The 17,881-nt window shown below is 69.0% G+C and carries 13 protein-coding genes; 10 read left to right on the forward strand and 3 right to left on the reverse strand.

Annotation, left to right across the window (positions count from 1 at the left end; genetic code table 11):
• Window positions 1-30 precede the first annotated feature (30 nt).
• A complete protein-coding gene (locus H1Q64_RS10040; RefSeq protein WP_237903373.1) occupies window positions 31-2,622 on the forward strand; it encodes an SUMF1/EgtB/PvdO family nonheme iron enzyme in 2,592 nt (863 codons plus the stop codon).
• A gap of 130 nt (window positions 2,623-2,752) precedes the next feature.
• On the opposite strand, the gene H1Q64_RS10045 is transcribed toward H1Q64_RS10040, so the two are convergent.
• On the reverse strand, window positions 2,753-3,463 hold the full coding sequence (locus H1Q64_RS10045; protein ID WP_014240588.1) for a Crp/Fnr family transcriptional regulator: 711 nt from the start codon (window positions 3,461-3,463) through the stop codon (window positions 2,753-2,755).
• Between the two features lie 239 nt (window positions 3,464-3,702).
• Here H1Q64_RS10045 and H1Q64_RS10050 point away from each other — a divergent pair, with 239 nt between their 5' ends.
• The 5 genes from H1Q64_RS10050 (at window position 3,703) to H1Q64_RS10070 (ending at window position 8,963) form a co-directional block, all read left to right on the forward strand.
• A complete protein-coding gene (locus H1Q64_RS10050; RefSeq protein ID WP_237903374.1) occupies window positions 3,703-5,337 on the forward strand; it encodes an acyl-CoA synthetase in 1,635 nt (544 codons plus the stop codon).
• Window positions 5,338-5,476: 139 nt separating this feature from the next.
• On the forward strand, window positions 5,477-6,238 hold the full coding sequence (locus tag H1Q64_RS10055; protein ID WP_237903375.1) for an SDR family NAD(P)-dependent oxidoreductase: 762 nt from the start codon (window positions 5,477-5,479) through the stop codon (window positions 6,236-6,238).
• Between the two features lie 31 nt (window positions 6,239-6,269).
• Window positions 6,270-7,466, forward strand: coding sequence for an acyl-CoA dehydrogenase family protein (locus H1Q64_RS10060; protein ID WP_237903376.1), 1,197 nt, complete (start codon window positions 6,270-6,272; stop codon window positions 7,464-7,466).
• Window positions 7,467-7,470: 4 nt separating this feature from the next.
• Window positions 7,471-8,574: a phosphotransferase family protein gene (locus H1Q64_RS10065; RefSeq protein WP_237903377.1), complete on the forward strand. Its 1,104-nt coding sequence runs from the start codon at window positions 7,471-7,473 to the stop codon at window positions 8,572-8,574.
• Window positions 8,574-8,963 carry a DUF6285 domain-containing protein gene (locus tag H1Q64_RS10070; protein WP_237903378.1) on the forward strand — a complete coding sequence of 130 codons (390 nt, stop codon included), beginning with the start codon at window positions 8,574-8,576 and terminating at the stop codon, window positions 8,961-8,963. The genes H1Q64_RS10065 and H1Q64_RS10070 overlap by 1 nt, the downstream gene beginning before the upstream one ends.
• 207 nt (window positions 8,964-9,170) lie before the next feature.
• Here the strand turns inward: H1Q64_RS10070 and H1Q64_RS10075 are convergent, their stop codons facing one another.
• Both H1Q64_RS10075 and cysQ read right to left on the reverse strand, forming a co-directional pair.
• Complete coding sequence (locus H1Q64_RS10075) at window positions 9,171-9,968, reverse strand: ferritin-like domain-containing protein (RefSeq protein ID WP_237903379.1); 798 nt, start codon at window positions 9,966-9,968, stop codon at window positions 9,171-9,173.
• Window positions 9,962-10,735: a 3'(2'),5'-bisphosphate nucleotidase CysQ gene (gene cysQ, locus H1Q64_RS10080; RefSeq protein WP_145626042.1), complete on the reverse strand. Its 774-nt coding sequence runs from the start codon at window positions 10,733-10,735 to the stop codon at window positions 9,962-9,964. The genes H1Q64_RS10075 and cysQ overlap by 7 nt, the downstream gene beginning before the upstream one ends.
• A gap of 120 nt (window positions 10,736-10,855) precedes the next feature.
• Here cysQ and H1Q64_RS10085 point away from each other — a divergent pair, with 120 nt between their 5' ends.
• The 4 genes from H1Q64_RS10085 to glgB all read left to right on the forward strand — a co-directional run bounded on the left by H1Q64_RS10085 (window position 10,856) and on the right by glgB (window position 17,804).
• A complete protein-coding gene (locus H1Q64_RS10085) occupies window positions 10,856-11,338 on the forward strand; it encodes a GNAT family N-acetyltransferase (RefSeq protein WP_237903380.1) in 483 nt (160 codons plus the stop codon).
• 156 nt (window positions 11,339-11,494) lie between these two features.
• Complete coding sequence (locus H1Q64_RS10090; RefSeq protein ID WP_237903381.1) at window positions 11,495-11,929, forward strand: bacteriohemerythrin; 435 nt, start codon at window positions 11,495-11,497, stop codon at window positions 11,927-11,929.
• A gap of 179 nt (window positions 11,930-12,108) precedes the next feature.
• Window positions 12,109-15,432: a maltose alpha-D-glucosyltransferase gene (treS, locus tag H1Q64_RS10095; RefSeq protein WP_237903382.1), complete on the forward strand. Its 3,324-nt coding sequence runs from the start codon at window positions 12,109-12,111 to the stop codon at window positions 15,430-15,432.
• A 107-nt stretch (window positions 15,433-15,539) separates the two neighbouring features.
• A complete protein-coding gene (glgB, locus tag H1Q64_RS10100; RefSeq protein ID WP_237903383.1) occupies window positions 15,540-17,804 on the forward strand; it encodes a 1,4-alpha-glucan branching protein GlgB in 2,265 nt (754 codons plus the stop codon).
• Window positions 17,805-17,881 lie beyond the last annotated feature (77 nt).

Consider the following 17,881-nt stretch of genomic DNA (forward strand, 5'->3'; position numbering starts at 1 on the left):
GCAACCGCCTTCCCACCATGGAGCCGGCCGATGTTCGACGGACCCTCGACGCAACATCGTTTGGGCAGGGACCTCTGGTCGCTCGCCCTCGTCCTGCTGTTGCTAGGGCTTCTCGGCTGGGCACCGAGGGCGTCCGCCCAATCCGCTCCGCCTCAATCTCCGCCGCCCCAGGCGTCCCAGTCCCCGGAGAAGCGCATCGCGCTGGTCGTCGGCATCGGCAAGTACGAATTCGCCCCCGAACTCCAGAACCCGGTGAACGACGCCAAGGCCATCGCCGAGGCTCTGCGCAAGCTCCAGTTCGAAGTGGCCGAGAAGTTCGATATGGACAACCGCGGCTTCGAGCGGGCGCTGCGCGACTTCGGCATCCGCGCCTCGCAGGCCGACGTGGCGGTGATCTTCTACGCCGGGCACGGCATCCAGGTGGGTGGCAACAACTACATCGTCCCGGCGGACGCCAAGCTGGAGCGCGAGCGCGACCTCGTTTACGAGGCCATGCCGCTGAACCTGATGATGGGCGAGCTGTCGCAGGCGCGCAAGCTGGGCATCCTGATGCTCGATTCCTGCCGCAACAACCCCTTCGTGGATCGGCTGAAGCAGGCCGGGCAGAACCGCATCCAGGTCAACTACGGCTTCGCCCGCGTCGACGACACGCCCAGCGACACGCTGGTCGCCATGGCCACCCGCGCCGACCAGCTGGCCGAGGACGGGCAGGGCGACCACAGCCCCTACACCGACGCGCTGCTCCAGCACCTCCAGACACCGGGGCTGGAGCTGAGCCTGTTCTTCCGCAACGTGCGCGACACCGTGCGGCAGGCGACCAACGGGCGGCAGGAGCCTTACATCTTCGGTTCGCTTGGGGCGGCGCCCTTCTACTTCAACCCGCGCCCGCCGAACCGGCCGCCGGTGCTCGGCGAGATCCGCCCGCTGGAGCTGTCCGACCGCGCCGACGCCGAGCCGCTGCGCATCGGGCGCCCGACCGATCCCGACGACGACCAGCTGTTCGCCCAGATCTCCGGCCTGCCACGCGGCGGCAGCGTGCGCATCGGCGACCGTATCGTGCTGATCGGCGACTACCTGACCGTGGAGCAACTCGCCGCCACCAGCTTCAAGCCGGACGCGACCGTCGTCGGGGATTCCGGGCGCTTCGACTTCGCGATCATGGACGGGCGGGGCGGCGTGGCGCGTGGCGGCGTGGCGATCACCATCAAGCCGAGCAACCGTGAGCCGGTGGTGGCCGGCGCGCGCACCATCCGCGCCCTGCCGAATCGCCTGGCCATCGAGGCGCCGGCGGACCCCGACGGCGATCCGCTGACCATCACCGTCACCGCCGTGCCCGACCGCGGCAAGGTGCGCGACGGCGCCACCCTGATCCGCCCCGGCGACCGCCTGCCGGCCGAGGGGCTGACCCGGCTGACCTTCGACCCGGAGCAGGAGCGGGCGGGGGCCGCCGGTGCCTTCACCTATCAGGTGGAGGACGGCAAGGGCGGCAAGGCCACCGGCACCGTGACGCTGGAGATCGCCCCGCCGGGCGCCGCCCCGGCCGCGCCGGCGCTTGAGGAATCGCTGTGGCAGATGGTCAAGGGCAGTCGTGAGCCCGCCGACTTCGAGGCCTTCCTGCGCCTGTTCGGGAGCGGCACCTACGCCAAGCCGGCGCGGGAAAAGCTGGGCGCGCTCGCCCCCGCCGTCAAGCCGCCGGAGGTCGCATCGGCTCGGCCGCCGCCACCGGTCCAATCGGCTCCGCCCCCGGTTTCGCTCCCGGCCCCGGCTCCAGTCGTCGAGGCGGCGGCACCGCCTCTACCGGCACCGCCCCCACCGACATCGCCGCAGCCCGTGCCCGCGCCGGAGCAGGTGGCCGCAGCGCCCCCGAATGGCAATGGGAACAGCGCGGTGCGCAACCACAGCCGGTCGGCCAGCTTCCAGGACTGCCCGGCCTGTCCGGTGATGGTGCGGATCGCACCCGGCAGCTTCAGCATGGGCAGCGACCAGGGCGACCGCTCGGAGCGTCCGGTGCACAAGGTCACCATCGCCAAGCCCTTTGCGCTCGGCGCTTACGAGGTGACGGTGGCCGAGTGGCGCGCTTGCGTCGAGGGTGGCGGCTGCACCGGCGGCATGCCGCGCATGACCAAGCCCACCGACAGCACCCCGATCCACAATGTCTCCTGGCTGGAAGCCCAGGCCTACGCAAAATGGTTGAGCCAGAAGACCGGCCAGCGCTACCGCCTGCCGTCCGAAGCCGAATGGGAATACGCGGCGCGCGGCGGTACGACGGGCCGCTATTGGTGGGACGGTCAGACGGGAACGCTCGCCAACTGCAAGGACTGCGGCGGGGCGCAGGAGCGGCTCACCCCGGCTTCGGTCGGCAGCTACAAGCCGAACCCCTTCGGCTTGCACGACATGAACGGCGGTGTGGCGGAGTGGGTGGCCGACTGCTGGCACGCCGACTATGCGGGCGCGCCGACGGACGGCAGCGCCTGGACGTCCACCAACTGCCGGGAGCGCGTGCTGCGCGGCGGGTCCTGGCGGGGCGGCTTGGCTGACATCACCGACACGGCGCGGCTGTTCTACGATCCCGATGTAAGATACCTGAACAACGGGGTGAGGGTGTTGAGGGAGTTAAATTGAGGGGTGGTGGCGCCGGGCCCCCACCCTAACCCTCCCCCGCTGCGCAGGGGAGGGGACGGATGACGCTTCGCAGAAGGCACCCTCTCCCGCGAAGCGGGGGAGGGCCGGGGTGGGGGCCCGACGCGATACTTCACCCATTCGCCTCGGCGATCTCCTCCAGCGCGTCGCGGTCGAGCAGGGTGATCCGCCCGGATTCCACGGCGATCACGCCGTTGCGCTGCCATTCGCCGAGCAGTTTGTTGATGCTCTCCCGCGAGACGCCCACCAAACATCCAAGCTGCTGCTGCGACAGCTTGATGTCCAGCTTCAACCCGCCCGGTGCCGGCTTTCCGAACACATCGGCCAGCCGCATCAGCGCGCGGGCGAAGCGCGACGACGCCTCCAGGAACAGCGTGTCCTCCAGATGCTCACTGGTCTGGCGCAGCCGCTTGCACAGCACGGTGATGAGCTGGAGCGCGACCGCCGGACGCTCGTTGAGCAGCGGCACGAACTTCGAGCGGTCGAGCACCAGGAGGTCGGTCTCCTCCAGCGCCACGGCGTCGGCGGTCCGCGGCTCGCCGTCGAGCAGGGCGATCTCGCCGAACAGGCCGCCTTTGTTGATGATGTTCAGCACCAACTCCTTGCCGTCGGTGGAGTGGGAGCAGATCTTCACCCGCCCACGGATGACCGCCATCATGCTGTCGCCAGGGTCGCCCTTCTGGAAGATGACCGCGCCGGGCCGGAAATAGGCCAGCCGGGCGCTGGCGGCGAGGCGTTGCAACTCCGGCTTCTCCAGATGCTTCAGCAGGAAATGCCCGGACAGCACCAGTTCCTTGTCGAACGCGATCCGCACCGTCGTCATGGTCGCCCCCATACGGCTCGATGCCAGACAGTGTAGCGGGCGGAGGGCTTGCAACCGCAGCGCCAGAGGCGGTAACGCGCTCGCCCGTCCCTGCCACGTTCTTGCGGGCATAGGGGAAGGGACCGACCAAAGGTGAATCTTGTTCTGCCCAATGGTTCGTGACTACCATCGTCAGCAAGGCGCCCGGTATGAGGCGCCGGCCCTGACTCAGGGACCGCAGAACAGGGAAGGAGACGAGCGTGGACGCCACCACTCCGTCCGCAGACCTATCCAGGCGCACGGCCAACCATGTGCCGCTGACGCCGCTGGATTTCCTGCGCCGCTCCGCGATGGTCTATCCGGACAAGACCGCCGTGGTCTACGGCCCCTTGCGGCGGAACTGGGCGGAGGTGGAGCGCCGCGCCCGCGCGCTGGCTTCCGCGGTGAGCCGGGCCGGCGTCCGGCCGGGGGAGGTGGTGTCGGTCCTGGCCTTCAACACCCCGGCGATGCTGGAAGCGCATTTCGGCATTCCCGGCTCCGGGGCGGTGCTGAACGCCATCAACACGCGGCTCGACGCGCCCGCCGTCGCCTTCATCCTGGAGCACGCGGAAAGCCGCCTGTTCCTGGTGGACCGCGGCCTGTCCGCGGTGGCCCGCGCCGCGCTGGAGCGCATGGCGGCCCTGCCGCGGGTGGTGTGGATTGACGACCCGGCGGCGCAGGACGCCGACCCGGTGGGCGATCTGGAGTATGAGGATTTCCTCAAGACCGGCGATCCCGAGGCGCCCTGGCGCACGCCCGAGGACGAGTGGGAGTCCATCGCGCTCAACTACACCTCCGGCACCACCGGCAACCCCAAAGGTGTGCTGTACCATCACCGCGGCGCCCATCTGAACGCGCTTGGCAACGTCATCACCTTCGGGCTGCGGCCCGACAGCGTCTATCTGTGGACGTTGCCCATGTTCCACTGCAACGGCTGGACCTACCCCTGGGCGGTGACGGCGGTCGGGGCGACCCATGTCTGCCTGCGCACTGTCGACCCGGCGGCGATCTTCCGCCTGATCGCCGAGGAGAAGGTCACCCATCTCTGCGGCGCGCCGGTCGTGCTGACCATGCTGATCCACGCGCCGGACGCGGTGAAGCGCGGCTTCGACCATGGCCCGGTGCAGGTGGCGACCGGCGGGGCGGCGCCGCCCAGCGCGGTGATCGCGGGGATGGAACGGATGGGCTTCCGCCTGACCCATCTCTATGGCATGACGGAATGCTACGGCCCCTCCACCGGCTGCGCATGGCAGGAGAGCTGGGCGGACCTGCCGCTGGAGGAACGGGCGGTGAAGATGGCCCGCCAGGGCGTGCCCAACGTCACCATGTCCGAGCAGGCCGTGCTCGACCCCGACACCGGCCGCGAGGTGCCCGCCGACGGCGAGACGCTGGGCGAGCTGGCGCTGCGCGGCAACACGGTGATGAAGGGTTACCTGAAGAACCCGGCGGCGACCGACGAGGCGCTGCGCGACAGCTGGCTGCACACCGGCGACCTCGCCGTGCTGCACCCCGACCGCTATGTCGAGATCAAGGACCGCGCCAAGGACATCATCATCTCCGGCGGCGAGAACATCGCCTCGCTGGAGGTCGAGGAGGTTCTCTACAAGCACCCCCACGTCATGGAGGCCGCCGTCGTCGCCCGTCCGGATGCGAAATGGGGCGAGACCCCCTGCGCCTTCGTCACGCTGAAACCGGGATCGGAAGGACGGGTGACGGAGGCCGAGGTGATCGGCTGGTGCCGCGACCATCTCGCCCATTTCAAGGCGCCACGGACGGTGGTGTTCGGAGCCCTGCCGAAGACGTCGACCGGGAAGATCCAGAAGTTCGTGTTGCGCGAGCAGGCGAGGGGGTTGTGAGGGAGTGGTCGCATCGGGCCCCCCTCCCAACCTCCCCCCGCTGCGCAGGGGGAGGAGCCGTTCCCTCCCCTGCGAAGCGGGGGAGGGTTAGGGAGGGGGCCCGACGCACGAACCCCACCTTCATAAACTCAGGACCCCTATGACCCTCTCCCTCACCAACCGCACCGCCCTGGTCACCGGGGCCTCCGCCGGCCTGGGCCGTCACTTCGCGGGTGTACTCGCCGCGGCAGGCGCCCGCGTCGCTCTGGCCGCGCGGCGGCGCGAGAGCCTGGACGCCGCCGTCGCCGAGATCGAGGCGGCGGGCGGACAGGCCGTCGCCGTGCCGCTGGACGTCACCGACGCCGCCTCCGTCCGCGACGGCGTCCGGGAGGCGGCAAGCGCGCTCGGCGGGCTGGACATCCTCGTCAACAACGCTGGGGCCACCGTCGCCAAGCCCGCGCTGGACTACGCGGAGGAGGAGTGGGACCGCGTCATCGACACCAACCTGAAGGGCGCCTTCCTCACCGCGCAGGAGACGGCGCGCGTGATGAGGGAGCAGGGGCGGGGCGGGTCGATCGTCAACATCGCCTCCATCCTCGGGCTGCGGGTGGCCGGCCATGTCGTGGCCTACACCGCGTCGAAGGCCGGGCTGGTGCAGATGACCCAGGCGCTGGCCCTGGAATGGGCGCGTTACGGCATCCGCGTCAACGCGCTTGCGCCCGGCTACATGGAAACCGACCTGAACCGCGATTTCCTGGCGACCGACGCCGGGCAGGCGCTGATCCGGCGGGTGCCGCAGCGGCGGCTGGGGAGGCTCTCGGACCTCGACGGGCCGTTGCTGCTGCTCTGCTCCGAGGCCTCGGCCTACATGACCGGGGCGGTGGTGCCGGTGGACGGCGGGCATCTGGTCAGCACCTTGTAATCAAGAAAAACGACGGAGAGGACCCGAACCGATGGATTTCAGCCTGCCCCCGCCGATCGAGGAGTTCCGCCGCCGCGTGCGCGCCTTCGTGGAGGAGCGCATCCTGCCGCTGGAAGCGGACCCGGCCTCCTACGACGCGCACGAGAACATCGCGCCCGCCCTGCTGGAGCGCCTGCGCGGGGAGGTGAAGTCCGCCGGGCTGTGGGCGCCGCAGATGCCGACGGCGTGCGGCGGGCAGGGGCTGGGCATCGTCGGCATGGCCGCGGCCTACGAGGAGATGAACCGCTCCATCTTCGGGCCGGTCTGCTTCAACTGCGCCGCCCCCGACGACGGCAACATGCAGCTTCTCAACAAGGTGGCGACCGAGGCGCAGAAGGAGCGCTGGCTCCAGCCCATCGTCGACGGGACGGTGCGCTCCGCCTTCGTGATGACCGAGCCGCATCCCGGCGGCGGCTCCGACCCCTCGATGATGAAGACGCGGGCGGAGCGGAAGGGCGACCGCTGGGTGATCTCCGGCCACAAATGGTTCATCACCGGGGCGGGCGAGGCGCAGCATTTCATCCTGATCGCCCGCACCTCCGACGACGCGCGCAAGGGGCTGACCGCCTTCCTGTTCGACAAGGACCAGCCCGGCTGGGAGATCGTCCGCCGCATCCCGATCATGGGGCCGGAGGAGCATGGCGGCCATTGCGAGCTGCGCTTCGACGGGTTGGAGGTCTCCGACGAGAACGTCCTGATGAACATCGGCGACGGGTTGAAGGCCACGCAGATCCGCCTCGGCCCGGCGCGGCTGACCCATTGCATGCGCTGGACCGGCCTGTCGAAGCGGGCCATGGAAATCGCCGCCGCCTATGTGCGCGAGCGCGAGAGCTTCGGCACCACGCTCGCCGGTCACGAGGGCGTGCAGTGGATGATGGGCGACGTCGCCATGCAGATCGAAATCGGGCGGCTGCTGGTCATGAAGGCGGCGTGGCAGCTCGACCGCGGCGATTTCGCCCGCAAGGAGGTGTCGATGGCCAAGGTCCATGTCGCCGACACGCTGCACAAGGCGGTGGACACGGCCATCCAGCTCTGCGGGGCCAGGGGCTATTCGAAGGACACGGCGCTGGAGTGGATGTACCGCTACGCCCGGCAGGCCCGGCTGGTGGACGGGGCGTCGGAAGTCCACAAGATGGTCCTGGCGCGATTCTACATGGACGAGGGCGACGGCTTCTGGGCCTGGGGGTGATGGGATGGGCGCACTGATCGACGGGGAAAGCCGGCCGCGGCTGGAATCGTGGCTGGCCGGGGCGACCGGCGCGACGCGCGTGTCGGTGGCCGACGAAGGCACCCTCGGCGGGGGAGCCATCTCGCTCAACCTTGCGGTGACTCTGGACATCGACGGCGGGCCTCGGGCCGGGCGGCACGCTTGTGTGCTGCGCGCCCAGCCGGGTGGCGCGGCGGTGGCGTCCGGCATGAAGGCCAGCATCTCCAAGGCTCAGGAATTCGCCGCGCTGCGCGCTGCCTTCGGCGCCGGGGTGGCGGCGCCGGAACCCATCGCCGCCTGCGGCGACCCGGCGGTTCTCGGCGCCGACTTCTACATCATGCGCCGCGCCGAGGGCATCGGCGCCGGGCACAAGGTGGTGAAGGCCGACCAGCCGCAGCGCGGCCTCGCCCGCGAGCTTGGCCGGCAGTTGGGCCGCCTGCACAAGGCCGGGCCGGACACGCCGGGGCTGGAGGACCTGCCGGTTCCGGCCGCGTCGCCGGCGCTCGACTGCGTCCACACCTACCGAGACTGGCTGGGTGATCTGGCGCTGCGCGACGCCGTTCTGGCCTGGGGCCTGCGCTGGCTGGAGATTCACGCGCCGCCGCCGGGCGATCTGGTGCTGTGCCACCGCGACTACCGCACCGGGAACTATCTGGTGAAGGACGGCGGGCTGACCGCCATCCTGGACTGGGAGTTTGCGGGATTCAGCGATCCCATGGAGGACCTGGGCTGGTTCTGCGCCCGCTCCTGGCGGTTCGGGCGCCACGACCGCGAGGCGGGCGGGCTGGCCGGGCGGGAGGATTTCTACGCCGGCTATGAGGAGACGTCGGGCCGCCGGGTGGACCCGCAGGCGGTCGCCTATTGGGAAACCGCCGCCTACATGCGCTGGGCGGCCATCGCGGTCCTGCAGGAGCGCCGCCACACTTCCGGCGAGGAGCCGTCGCTGGAGCTGGCTTTGACCGGGCGGATGCTGCCGGAGATCGAGTTGGACTTGTTGCGCCACATCCATGGGCTGGGGCTGACGGCCTCCGCCCCGGCGGCGGTCGGTGCCGAACCGTCCGGCGATGCCGGCGAAGAAAGGGTCGCCTGATGCGCACCAGCCCCGACGCCCAGGAATTGCTGAGCATCGTCGCGGAGACCTTCCGCACCGACCTGCTTCCCCACATTCCACCGGCACAGCGCTACACGGCGCTGATGATCGCCAACGCGCTCGGCATCGTGCAGCGCGAACTGGCCGGCGCGGACGAGGCCGGCCACGCCATGCTGGCGGCGCTGGCCCTGCTCTACGGCGAGGACGCCGACGACAGCCTGTCCGGCGCCGACCTGCGCCGGCGGGTGGAGGCACTTCAGCACCGGCTGTGCATCGAGATCGCCGCGGGCGACTTCGATCACGACGGCCAGGACGTGCTGATGGAATGCCTGGAGGAGATCGTCCAGGCCCGGCTGGGCATCGCCAACCCGAAGCTGCTGCGGGGGTAAATCAGGCATTCCCTCTCCCGTCCCGGGAGAAGGTGGCCCGAAGGGCCGGGTGAGGGTTGTGCGAGGATTGATCCACCGATCTTTGCTGGTACCCTCACCCTCACCCTCACCCTCACCCTCACCCTCACCCTCACCCTCACCCTCCCACGCTCACGCGTGGCCCCCTTCCTCTCCCAGGGCGGGAGAGGGGAGCGAAGGATATGGGCTTCACTCCGCGATCGGCTCGTAGAATTCCGGGCCGAAGTCGGCGGCTTGGCGGCTGGTCACGTTGAAGGGCTTCTTCAGGCCGCCGCGGAAATACCGCTTCACCAGATCCTGCCACGTCTCCACCGGGTCCACGCCGCGCTTGGCGCAGAGATGGCCGAACCAGCGCCGTCCGGCGGCGACGTGGGTGATCTCCTCGTCGTGGATGACCTGGAGCAGGGCAGCGCTCTCCGCGTCGCCGAACTCGGCCAGGCGGCGGACGGTTTCCGGGGTCACATCGAGCCCGCGCGCCTCCAGCACCATCGGCACCACGGCCAGCCGGGCGGCGAGGTCGTGGGCGGTGGTGGTCGCGGCCTGCCACAGCCCGTCATGGGCCGGCAACTCGCCATAGCCGGCACCGAGCTGGTTCAGCCGCTCCTCCAGCATCTGGAAGTGCCGGGCCTCGTCGTCGGCGACCTGCACCCAATCGTCGGTGAAGCCCTTCGGCATCCCTTCCCCGACGAAGCGGCACACGATGTCCCAGGCGAGGTCGATGGCGTTCAGCTCGATGTGGGCCAGCGCGTGAAGCAGGGCGACGCGGTTCTGCGCGCTGCCGCCGCGCCCGCGCTTGGGCATGTCGCGGGGCAGCATCAGCGGCGGACGCTCCGGACGGGCGGGGCGCTCCGGCGGGGCCAGAGAGCCGAACTCGGTAATGAGGCCATCGCGCCACGCCGCGGCGTAGTCCCGCGTCAGGCGCACCTTCTCCAGCGGCGCCGCGGTGGTCAGCACCGCGACGGCCGCATCACACAGAGTCGTCACCATCCATACGCAACGAAATGGGGGTTCAGGATGTCGGCCTTGCCGTAGAGGAAGGGTGAACCGTCAGGCTGCTCCACCCGCCCACCGGCGGCGGCGAGGATGGCGTGGCCGGCGGCGGTGTCCCATTCGCTGGTCGGGCCGAAGCGGGGGTAGAGGTCGGCCTTGCCCGACGCCACCGTGCAGAACTTCAAGGAACTGCCACAGGTCACCCGGTTTTTCACCGTATAGCCGGCCAGAAAGCTCTCCAGCTCGCTGCCGCTGCCGTGGGAGCGGCTGGCGACCACGGTCAGGCCGTCGGGGGGCGGCTTGCGGACCTGGATCGGATAGTCATGGCGGCCTTCCACCCAATGGACGGCGGTGCCCGCTCCGCAGGCGGCGTAGAGATCGCCCGTGGCCGGCGCGTAGACGACGCCCAGAACCGGACGCCCGCCCTCGATCAGGGCGATGTTGACGGTGAACTCGCCGTTGCGGCTGATGAATTCCTTGGTTCCGTCCAGCGGATCGACCAGCCAGAAGCGTCCGCCAGAAATGTCCGGCCGGTGCCCGGCGGCCACGGCCTCCTCCGCCACCACCGGGATGCCGGGAGCAATGTGGTGCAGGGCCGGGGTGATGACATGCTCGGCGGCCAGATCGGCCTGGGTGACCGGACTGCCGTCGACCTTTGTGGCGGCGTCGATGCCGTCGTTGTAGAAGCGCAGGATCACCTGACCCGCTTCGTGGGCGATGGTCCGCACCTTGGGCAGCAGGCTCGCCGCGGCGGTGTCGGTCATGGGTGGTCCTCCGGTCGGCTGGTGTGCGAACGGTCACCATAGCGCGCCCGGATGCTGGGCTGGAAGGCTTGAAAGGGCGGGAAGGATGGGAGAATGCGGATGAACGCGGGATGGCGCGCCATGGAAGCGACGGACTTGGACCGTGTGATGGCCATCGCCGAGATCGTGCACCCCGATTACCCGGAAGACCGCGCCGTCTTCGCCGAGCGTCTGGCCCTCTACCCTGAGGGCTGCGCCATAGCGGAGGCGGATGGACTCGGCATCGGCTACATCGTCATGCATCCGGGGCGGCTGGGTGTTCCGCCGCCGCTCGACTCGCCGCTCGGCGCGCTGCCGGAGATGCCGGACTGCCTCTATCTGCACGACGTCGCCCTGCTGCCCGCGGCGCGGGGTCTGGGGTTGGGCGTGGCGGTGCTGGAGCGCGTAAACACGCTGGCAGCGCGGCAGGGGTTTCGCTGGCTGGCCCTGACCTCCACCCCCGGCGCGCGGGCCTTCTGGGACGCGCAAGGATTCCTGCCCCATGACGGCGGGGCTGGGCTGGTGGCCAAGCTGGCCTCCTACGGCGGCAGCATGACCTACATGACGAAGCCGGTGAAAGGCTGATCCGGCGCCTTTGTGGTAATTTGCCGAAAATTGTATCCATCGCGCCGGGCGGAGACTCGATTTGCGGCAAGTTGTCCGACCCCGGCGGGCGGTTCGGGGTGCTATGTTGCGGCGTTCCCCGCACCTTCAGCACAGCCGTTCGCCGGCAGGCCCCCCATGCAGCCATCCGCCCGCTTCCCGTGGAAGTCCGAATACACGGTCGGAAACGAGTCCATCGACGAACAGCACCGGACACTTCTGGAACTGGCTGGGCTGTTGCACATGGCGGTTGCGGCGGGGCAGGGCTACAAGATCATCCAGAACGCCTTCGCCGCCCTGGTGAAGTACACGGAGGAGCATTTCTCCGACGAGGAACAGTTCTGGATCGACGCCAAGAGCGCCGGCGTCGAGAAGCACAAGCGGCTGCACCGGCAGATCACCGAAGAACTGCTGGCCCTGCGGTTCGAGGGGCCGTACGGCGTCGTCTTCTGCACGCCCAACGAACTGACCAACTGGGTCGAGCACCGCCTGATCGCCCACTTCATCGAAGAGGATCAGGGCGTCTACCGCAGCCTGACCCCGGGCACCAAGCGGAAGCGGGCCTCCGCCTGAGTTCGGCACCGCCTCCAATGGTGGTCCACCATCGCAGGTTTCGCGTCCAACGTTGCCTTTGCCGTGGAACGGACCCAACTCTAACTGGTTTATGATGTGGCGCGGCTGCCGGATGGGCGCGGGATTCCCCGCCCGTGCGGCGGCCCCGCTCCACCAGACCAGCGGAGCGACGGGGCGGTATGAAGAACTCGGACAATGGCCGGATCGATCGGAACGACACGCTCTGGTACAAGGACGCGGTCATCTATCAGCTTCACGTCAAGGCGTTCTTCGACGCCGACAACGACGGCATCGGCGACATCGCCGGACTGACGCAGAAGCTTGACTACATCCAGGAGCTTGGCGTCACCACGCTGTGGCTGCTGCCCTTCTACCCCTCGCCGCTGCGCGACGACGGCTACGACATCGCCGATTACAAGGCGGTCAACCCGTCCTACGGCAATCTCCAGGACTTCAAGCGGTTCCTGCGCGAGTGCCATGACCGCGGCCTGCGCGTTATCACGGAACTGGTCATCAACCACACCTCCGACCAGCACCCATGGTTCCAGCGCGCCCGTCAGGCCAAGCCGGGATCGAACCACCGCAATTTCTACGTCTGGTCCGACACCGACCAGAAGTACCAGGGCACCCGCATCATCTTCTGCGACACGGAAAAGTCCAATTGGACCTGGGATTCCGAGGCGCAGGCCTATTTCTGGCACCGCTTCTATTCGCACCAGCCCGACCTGAACTTCGACAACCCGAAAGTCCTTCAGGAGGTGCTGAACGTCATGCGCTTCTGGCTGGACATGGGGGTGGACGGGCTGCGGCTCGACGCCGTGCCCTACCTGAAGGAGCGCGAGGGCACCAACAACGAGAACCTGCCGGAAACCCACGACGTCCTGAAGGCGATCCGCACGGAGATCGACAAGGGCTACGGCGACCGCATGCTGCTGGCCGAAGCGAACCAGTGGCCGGAGGACGTGCTGCCCTATTTCGGCGACCTGGAGAAGGGCGGCGACGAATGCCACATGGCCTTCCACTTCCCGCTGATGCCGCGAATCTACATGGCCGTCGCCATGGAGGACCGGCACCCCATCGCCGACATCATGCGCCAGACGCCGGACATCCCGGACGAGTGCCAGTGGGCCATCTTCCTGCGCAACCATGACGAGCTGACGCTGGAGATGGTGACCGACCGGGAGCGGGACTATCTTTGGGACTTCTATGCCGCCGACCGGCGCATGCGCATCAACCTGGGCATCCGGCGGCGCCTCGCCCCGTTGCTCCAGAACGACCGCCGCAAGATCGAGCTGCTGAAGAGCCTGTTGTTGTCCATGCCGGGCACGCCGGTGCTCTATTACGGCGACGAGATCGGAATGGGCGACAACATCTATCTCGGCGACCGCGACGGCGTGCGCACGCCGATGCAGTGGTCTCCCGACCGCAACGGCGGCTTCTCCCGCGCCGATCCGGCCCGGCTCTACCTGCCGGCGATCCAGGACCCGATCTACGGCTTCCAGGCCATCAACGTCGAAGCGCAGCAGCGCAGCCCGTCGTCGCTCCTGAACTGGATGAAGCGGCTGATCGCCGTCCGCCAGCAGCACAAGGCGTTCGGGCGCGGCAGCTTCCAGCTCCTCTATCCGGGCAACCGCAAGGTCCTGGCCTATCTGCGCTGCCATTCAACGGAGGAGGGCGACGAGGTCATCCTCTGCGTGGCCAACCTGTCCCGCTCCGCCCAGGCGGTGGAGCTGGACCTGAAGCAGTTCCGCGGCCGCGTGCCGGTGGAGATGCTGGGCCGCACGGTGTTCCCGCCGGTCGGTGATCTGCCCTATCTGCTGACCATCCCCGCCTACGGCTTCTACTGGTTCGCCCTGGCCGCCGAGGCGGCGCTGCCGTCCTGGCACGAGACGATGCCGGAGCCGGTGCCAGACCTGCTGACCATCGTCATGCGCGACGGCTGGAAGAGCCTGATCAGCGGGCGCGCGGAGGCCGAGCTGGCGCGCGACATCCTGCAGGCCTATCTGCCGCAGCAGCGCTGGTTCGCCGCCAAGGACCGCCGGATCGAACGCGCGCATGTCCCGGTGTCCGCGCGGCTGAACGGGCCGGGCGATGGCTTCATGCTGCTCCACACCGAGGTCGAGCTTTCCGGTGGCGGCACGCAATCCTACTTCCTGCCGCTGGCCATGAGCTGGGAGGAGAACGCCGGCAACACCGGCTGGCCGCTGCTCCCCTTCACGCTGGCCAAGGCCCGGCGCGGCCCGCGCACCGGCGCCATCTACGACGCCATGCAGGCCGATGCCTTTACCCGCAGCCTGCTGACCGCCCTGCGCGAGGGGCGGGAGATCCCGGCGTCGCACGGGCACCTGCGCTTCTCGCCCACGGCCTGCATGGCCGACCTCGTGGTGGACGACGACACGGAGATCCGCCGCCTGGGCGTCGAGCAGAGCAACAGCTCCATCCTGGTCGGTAGCCAGGCCGTGCTGAAGGCGTTCCGCCGTCTGACCCCCGGTTCCCATCCGGAACTGGAGGTCGGACGCTTCCTGACCGAGGTCGCGGGCTTCCAGAACACGCCGCCTCTGCTCGGCTCCGTCGAGCATGTGGCGGAGGACGGCACGCCGACCGCGCTGTTCGTTCTCCAGGGCTATGTCCGCAACCAGGGCGACGGCTGGAGCAGCACCGTCGATTCGCTGGTGCGCGAGCTGGACGACATCCGTCTCGGCCTCGCCCACGATCCGGAGGAACCGACCGAGGGCGAACCTTTCGGCATGCACGCCGCCATGATGGCGACGCTCGGCCAGCGCACGGCGGAACTCCACTGCGCGCTGGCGAAGCGGACCGGCGATGCCGCCTTTGATCCGGAACCGGTCACCGCCGACGACCTGAAGGGCTGGGGCGAGTCCGCCCGCCGTCAGGCCGAGGCCGCCTTCGCCGCGCTGCCCGGCGCGCTGGACCGTCTGGCCCCCGCCGTGCGGGAGCAGGCGGAATCCCTGCTCGCCCGCCGCACTGACGTGATGAACCGGCTGGCCGAACTGGCCGACACGCCGCCGCAGGGCGACAAGACGCGCATCCACGGCGACTATCACCTGGGGCAGGTGCTGCGCGCCCAGAACGACTGGTACATCATCGATTTCGAGGGCGAGCCGGCGAAGTCGCTGGAGGAGCGCCGGGCCAAGCACAGCCCGCTGCGCGACGTGGCGGGGATGCTGCGCTCCTTCAACTACGCCACCTGGGCGGCGCTGTTCCGGATCGACGAGACGGGCGCGCTGGAGGAGGCAGGCGCGGTGATGGAGGCGGCGCTCGATTGGGAGCGGCGCAGCGTGCAGAGCTTCCTGGAGGCCTACCGCGCCACCATGGCGGCCTGCCCGGACGCGCCGGACGGGGCCGCCGCCGACCGCCGCCTGCTGGCGCTCTTCCTGATGGAGAAGGCGCTGTACGAAATCGCCTACGAGGCCGCCAACCGGCCGAACTGGATCGGCATTCCGGTGAAGGGCGTGCTGGGGCTTCTGGACGGCGAATCCTGAGGCGAAACCCAATGGGCGACATAGGACGCCGCGGGCGTGGTGTGACAAACGCCCCGGCGCTATGTTCACACCCCAGGAACGAGCAAGGGTAAGGGGAAAGTCAGCCGATGCCGAACGACATCCGAACGGGAAACCGTGCCAAGGCGCAGGAGGCGTCGCCGAAGGCCGTGTCGCCGTTGAGCGGCGGCATCGAGGCCATCGTCCGCGCCGACCACGGCGATCCCTTCGCGATCCTGGGCATGCACCAGACCGGCAAGGACCAGCCCGTCGAGGTCCGCGCCTTCATCCCCGGCGCGGAGAAGCTCTGGGTGATCGACAGCGCGTCCGGCGACCCGGCGGGCGAGGCCGACAAGGTCCATGACGAGGGATTCTTCGTCGCCGTCCTGCCCGACCGCAAGGAACCCTTCCGCTACCGCCTGCGTGTCCAGTTCCCGCTGGCGACGGTGGAGTTCGAGGACGCATACCGCTTCTGGTCCGTCCTGGGCGAGCTGGACATCCATCTGCTGGCCGAGGGCACGCACCTCAAGAGCTTCGAGCGGCTGGGCGCCCACCCGCGGGAGATCGACGGGGTGGCCGGCGTGGCCTTCGCCGTCTGGGCGCCCAACGCCCGGCGGGTCAGCGTCGTCGGCGACTTCTGCGACTGGGACGGCCGGCGCCTGCCCATGCGCAAGCGGACGGAAGCCGGCGTGTGGGAGATCTTCGTGCCGCACGCCACCGTCGGCCAGCGCTACAAGTTCGAGATCAAGGGGGCGGGCGGCGATCTGCTGCCGCTGAAGTCCGATCCCTACGCCTTCCAGGCGGAATTCCGTCCCCAGACCGCCTCCGTCGTGCACGGCCTGCCGTCCTACGACTGGCAGGATGCCGAGTGGCAGCGGACCCGCTCCGCCAGCGCCGACCTGACCGCGCCGATCTCCATCTACGAGGTCCATCTCGGCTCCTGGGCCCGGGTGCCGGAGGAGGGCGACCGCTTCCTCACCTACCGCGAACTGGCCGAGCGGCTGGTGCCCTACGTCAAGGATCTCGGCTTCACCCACATCGAATTGCTGCCGATCACCGAGCATCCCTTCGACGGCTCCTGGGGCTACCAGCCGATCGGCATGTACGCGCCGACCAGTCGCCACGGCACGCCGGAGGACTTCAAGTATTTCGTGGACGCCTGCCACGCGGCGGGGATCGGGCTGCTGCTCGATTGGGTGCCCGGCCATTTCCCGACCGACCCGCACGGGCTGGGCTGGTTCGACGGCACGCACCTCTACGAGCACGCCGACCCGCGCCAGGGCTACCACCAGGACTGGAACACGCTGATCTACAACTTCGGCCGGACGGAGGTGCAGAACTTTCTGCTGGGCAACGCGCTGTTCTGGCTGGAGCATTACCGGCTGGACGGGCTGCGGGTCGATGCCGTGGCCTCCATGCTCTACCTCGACTACAGCCGCAAGGCCGGCGAGTGGGTTCCCAACCGCTTCGGCGGGCGCGAAAACCTGGAATCCATCGCCTTCCTGAAGCGGATGAACGAGCTGACCTACGGCCACCACCAAGGCATCATGACGGTGGCCGAGGAATCCACGGCCTGGCCGGCGGTGTCGCGGCCCGTCTATCTCGGCGGGCTGGGCTTCGGCTACAAGTGGAACATGGGCTGGATGCACGACACGCTGGAGTACATGGCGAAGGACCCCATCCACCGCCGTTACCACCACCACCAGCTCACCTTCGGCCTGATCTACCAGTTCTCGGAAAACTTCGTCCTGCCGCTCAGCCATGACGAGGTGGTGCACGGCAAGGGCTCGCTGATCAACAAGATGCCGGGCGACGATTGGCAGAAGTTCGCCAACCTGCGCGCCTATTACGGCTTCATGTTCGCCCATCCCGGCAAGAAGCTGCTGTTCATGGGCGGCGAATTCGGCCAGTGGCGCGAGTGGAGCGAGGCGCGCAGCCTGGACTGGCATCTGCTGGAGGAGCCGCTGCACCATGGGCTACACGCACTGGTGCGCGACCTGAACGGCATGTACCGCGGGCTGAAGCCGCTGCACCAGACCGATTGCGACCCGGCGGGCTTCGAATGGATCGAGGCCAACGACAGCGACAACTCCGTCCTCGCCTTCCTGCGCAAGAGCGGGGAGGACCCGGAGCACCATGTGGTCGTGGTCTGCAACTTCACCCCGCTGCCGCGCGACGGCTACCGGGTCGGCGTCACCCTGCCGGGCCGCTACGAGGAGGTGCTGAACACCGACGCCCCGGAATACGGCGGCAGCGGAGTCGGCAACGCCGGCGGCGTGGCGAGCGAGGAGACGGAGTGGCATGGCCGCCCGCACTCCATCAGCCTGACCCTGCCGCCGCTGGGCACGCTGGTGCTGGAACGCAAGGCGGGGTAAGGGCGGGCTTCCACCGAAGGGCTTTCCCCCGTAGGGACAAGAGGACGGCGGCGTTCCGCACTTGACGCGACCGGTAC

The sequence above is a fragment of the Azospirillum brasilense genome, assembly GCF_022023855.1.
GTDB lineage: Bacteria > Pseudomonadota > Alphaproteobacteria > Azospirillales > Azospirillaceae > Azospirillum > Azospirillum brasilense_F.

Excerpts from the sequence above, each read along its gene's own strand:
- H1Q64_RS10040 (WP_237903373.1), top strand. The coding sequence starts at position 31 with ATGTTCGACGGACCCTCGACGCAACATCGTTTGGGCAGGGACCTCTGG.
- H1Q64_RS10045 (WP_014240588.1), bottom strand. The coding sequence starts at position 3,463 with ATGACGACGGTGCGGATCGCGTTCGACAAGGAACTGGTGCTGTCCGGG.
- H1Q64_RS10055 (WP_237903375.1), top strand. The coding sequence starts at position 5,477 with ATGACCCTCTCCCTCACCAACCGCACCGCCCTGGTCACCGGGGCCTCC.
- H1Q64_RS10060 (WP_237903376.1), top strand. The coding sequence starts at position 6,270 with ATGGATTTCAGCCTGCCCCCGCCGATCGAGGAGTTCCGCCGCCGCGTG.
- H1Q64_RS10065 (WP_237903377.1), top strand. The coding sequence starts at position 7,471 with ATGGGCGCACTGATCGACGGGGAAAGCCGGCCGCGGCTGGAATCGTGG.
- H1Q64_RS10070 (WP_237903378.1), top strand. The coding sequence starts at position 8,574 with ATGCGCACCAGCCCCGACGCCCAGGAATTGCTGAGCATCGTCGCGGAG.
- H1Q64_RS10075 (WP_237903379.1), bottom strand. The coding sequence starts at position 9,968 with ATGGTGACGACTCTGTGTGATGCGGCCGTCGCGGTGCTGACCACCGCG.
- cysQ (WP_145626042.1), bottom strand. The coding sequence starts at position 10,735 with ATGACCGACACCGCCGCGGCGAGCCTGCTGCCCAAGGTGCGGACCATC.
- H1Q64_RS10085 (WP_237903380.1), top strand. The coding sequence starts at position 10,856 with ATGGAAGCGACGGACTTGGACCGTGTGATGGCCATCGCCGAGATCGTG.
- H1Q64_RS10090 (WP_237903381.1), top strand. The coding sequence starts at position 11,495 with ATGCAGCCATCCGCCCGCTTCCCGTGGAAGTCCGAATACACGGTCGGA.
- treS (WP_237903382.1), top strand. The coding sequence starts at position 12,109 with ATGAAGAACTCGGACAATGGCCGGATCGATCGGAACGACACGCTCTGG.
- glgB (WP_237903383.1), top strand. The coding sequence starts at position 15,540 with ATGCCGAACGACATCCGAACGGGAAACCGTGCCAAGGCGCAGGAGGCG.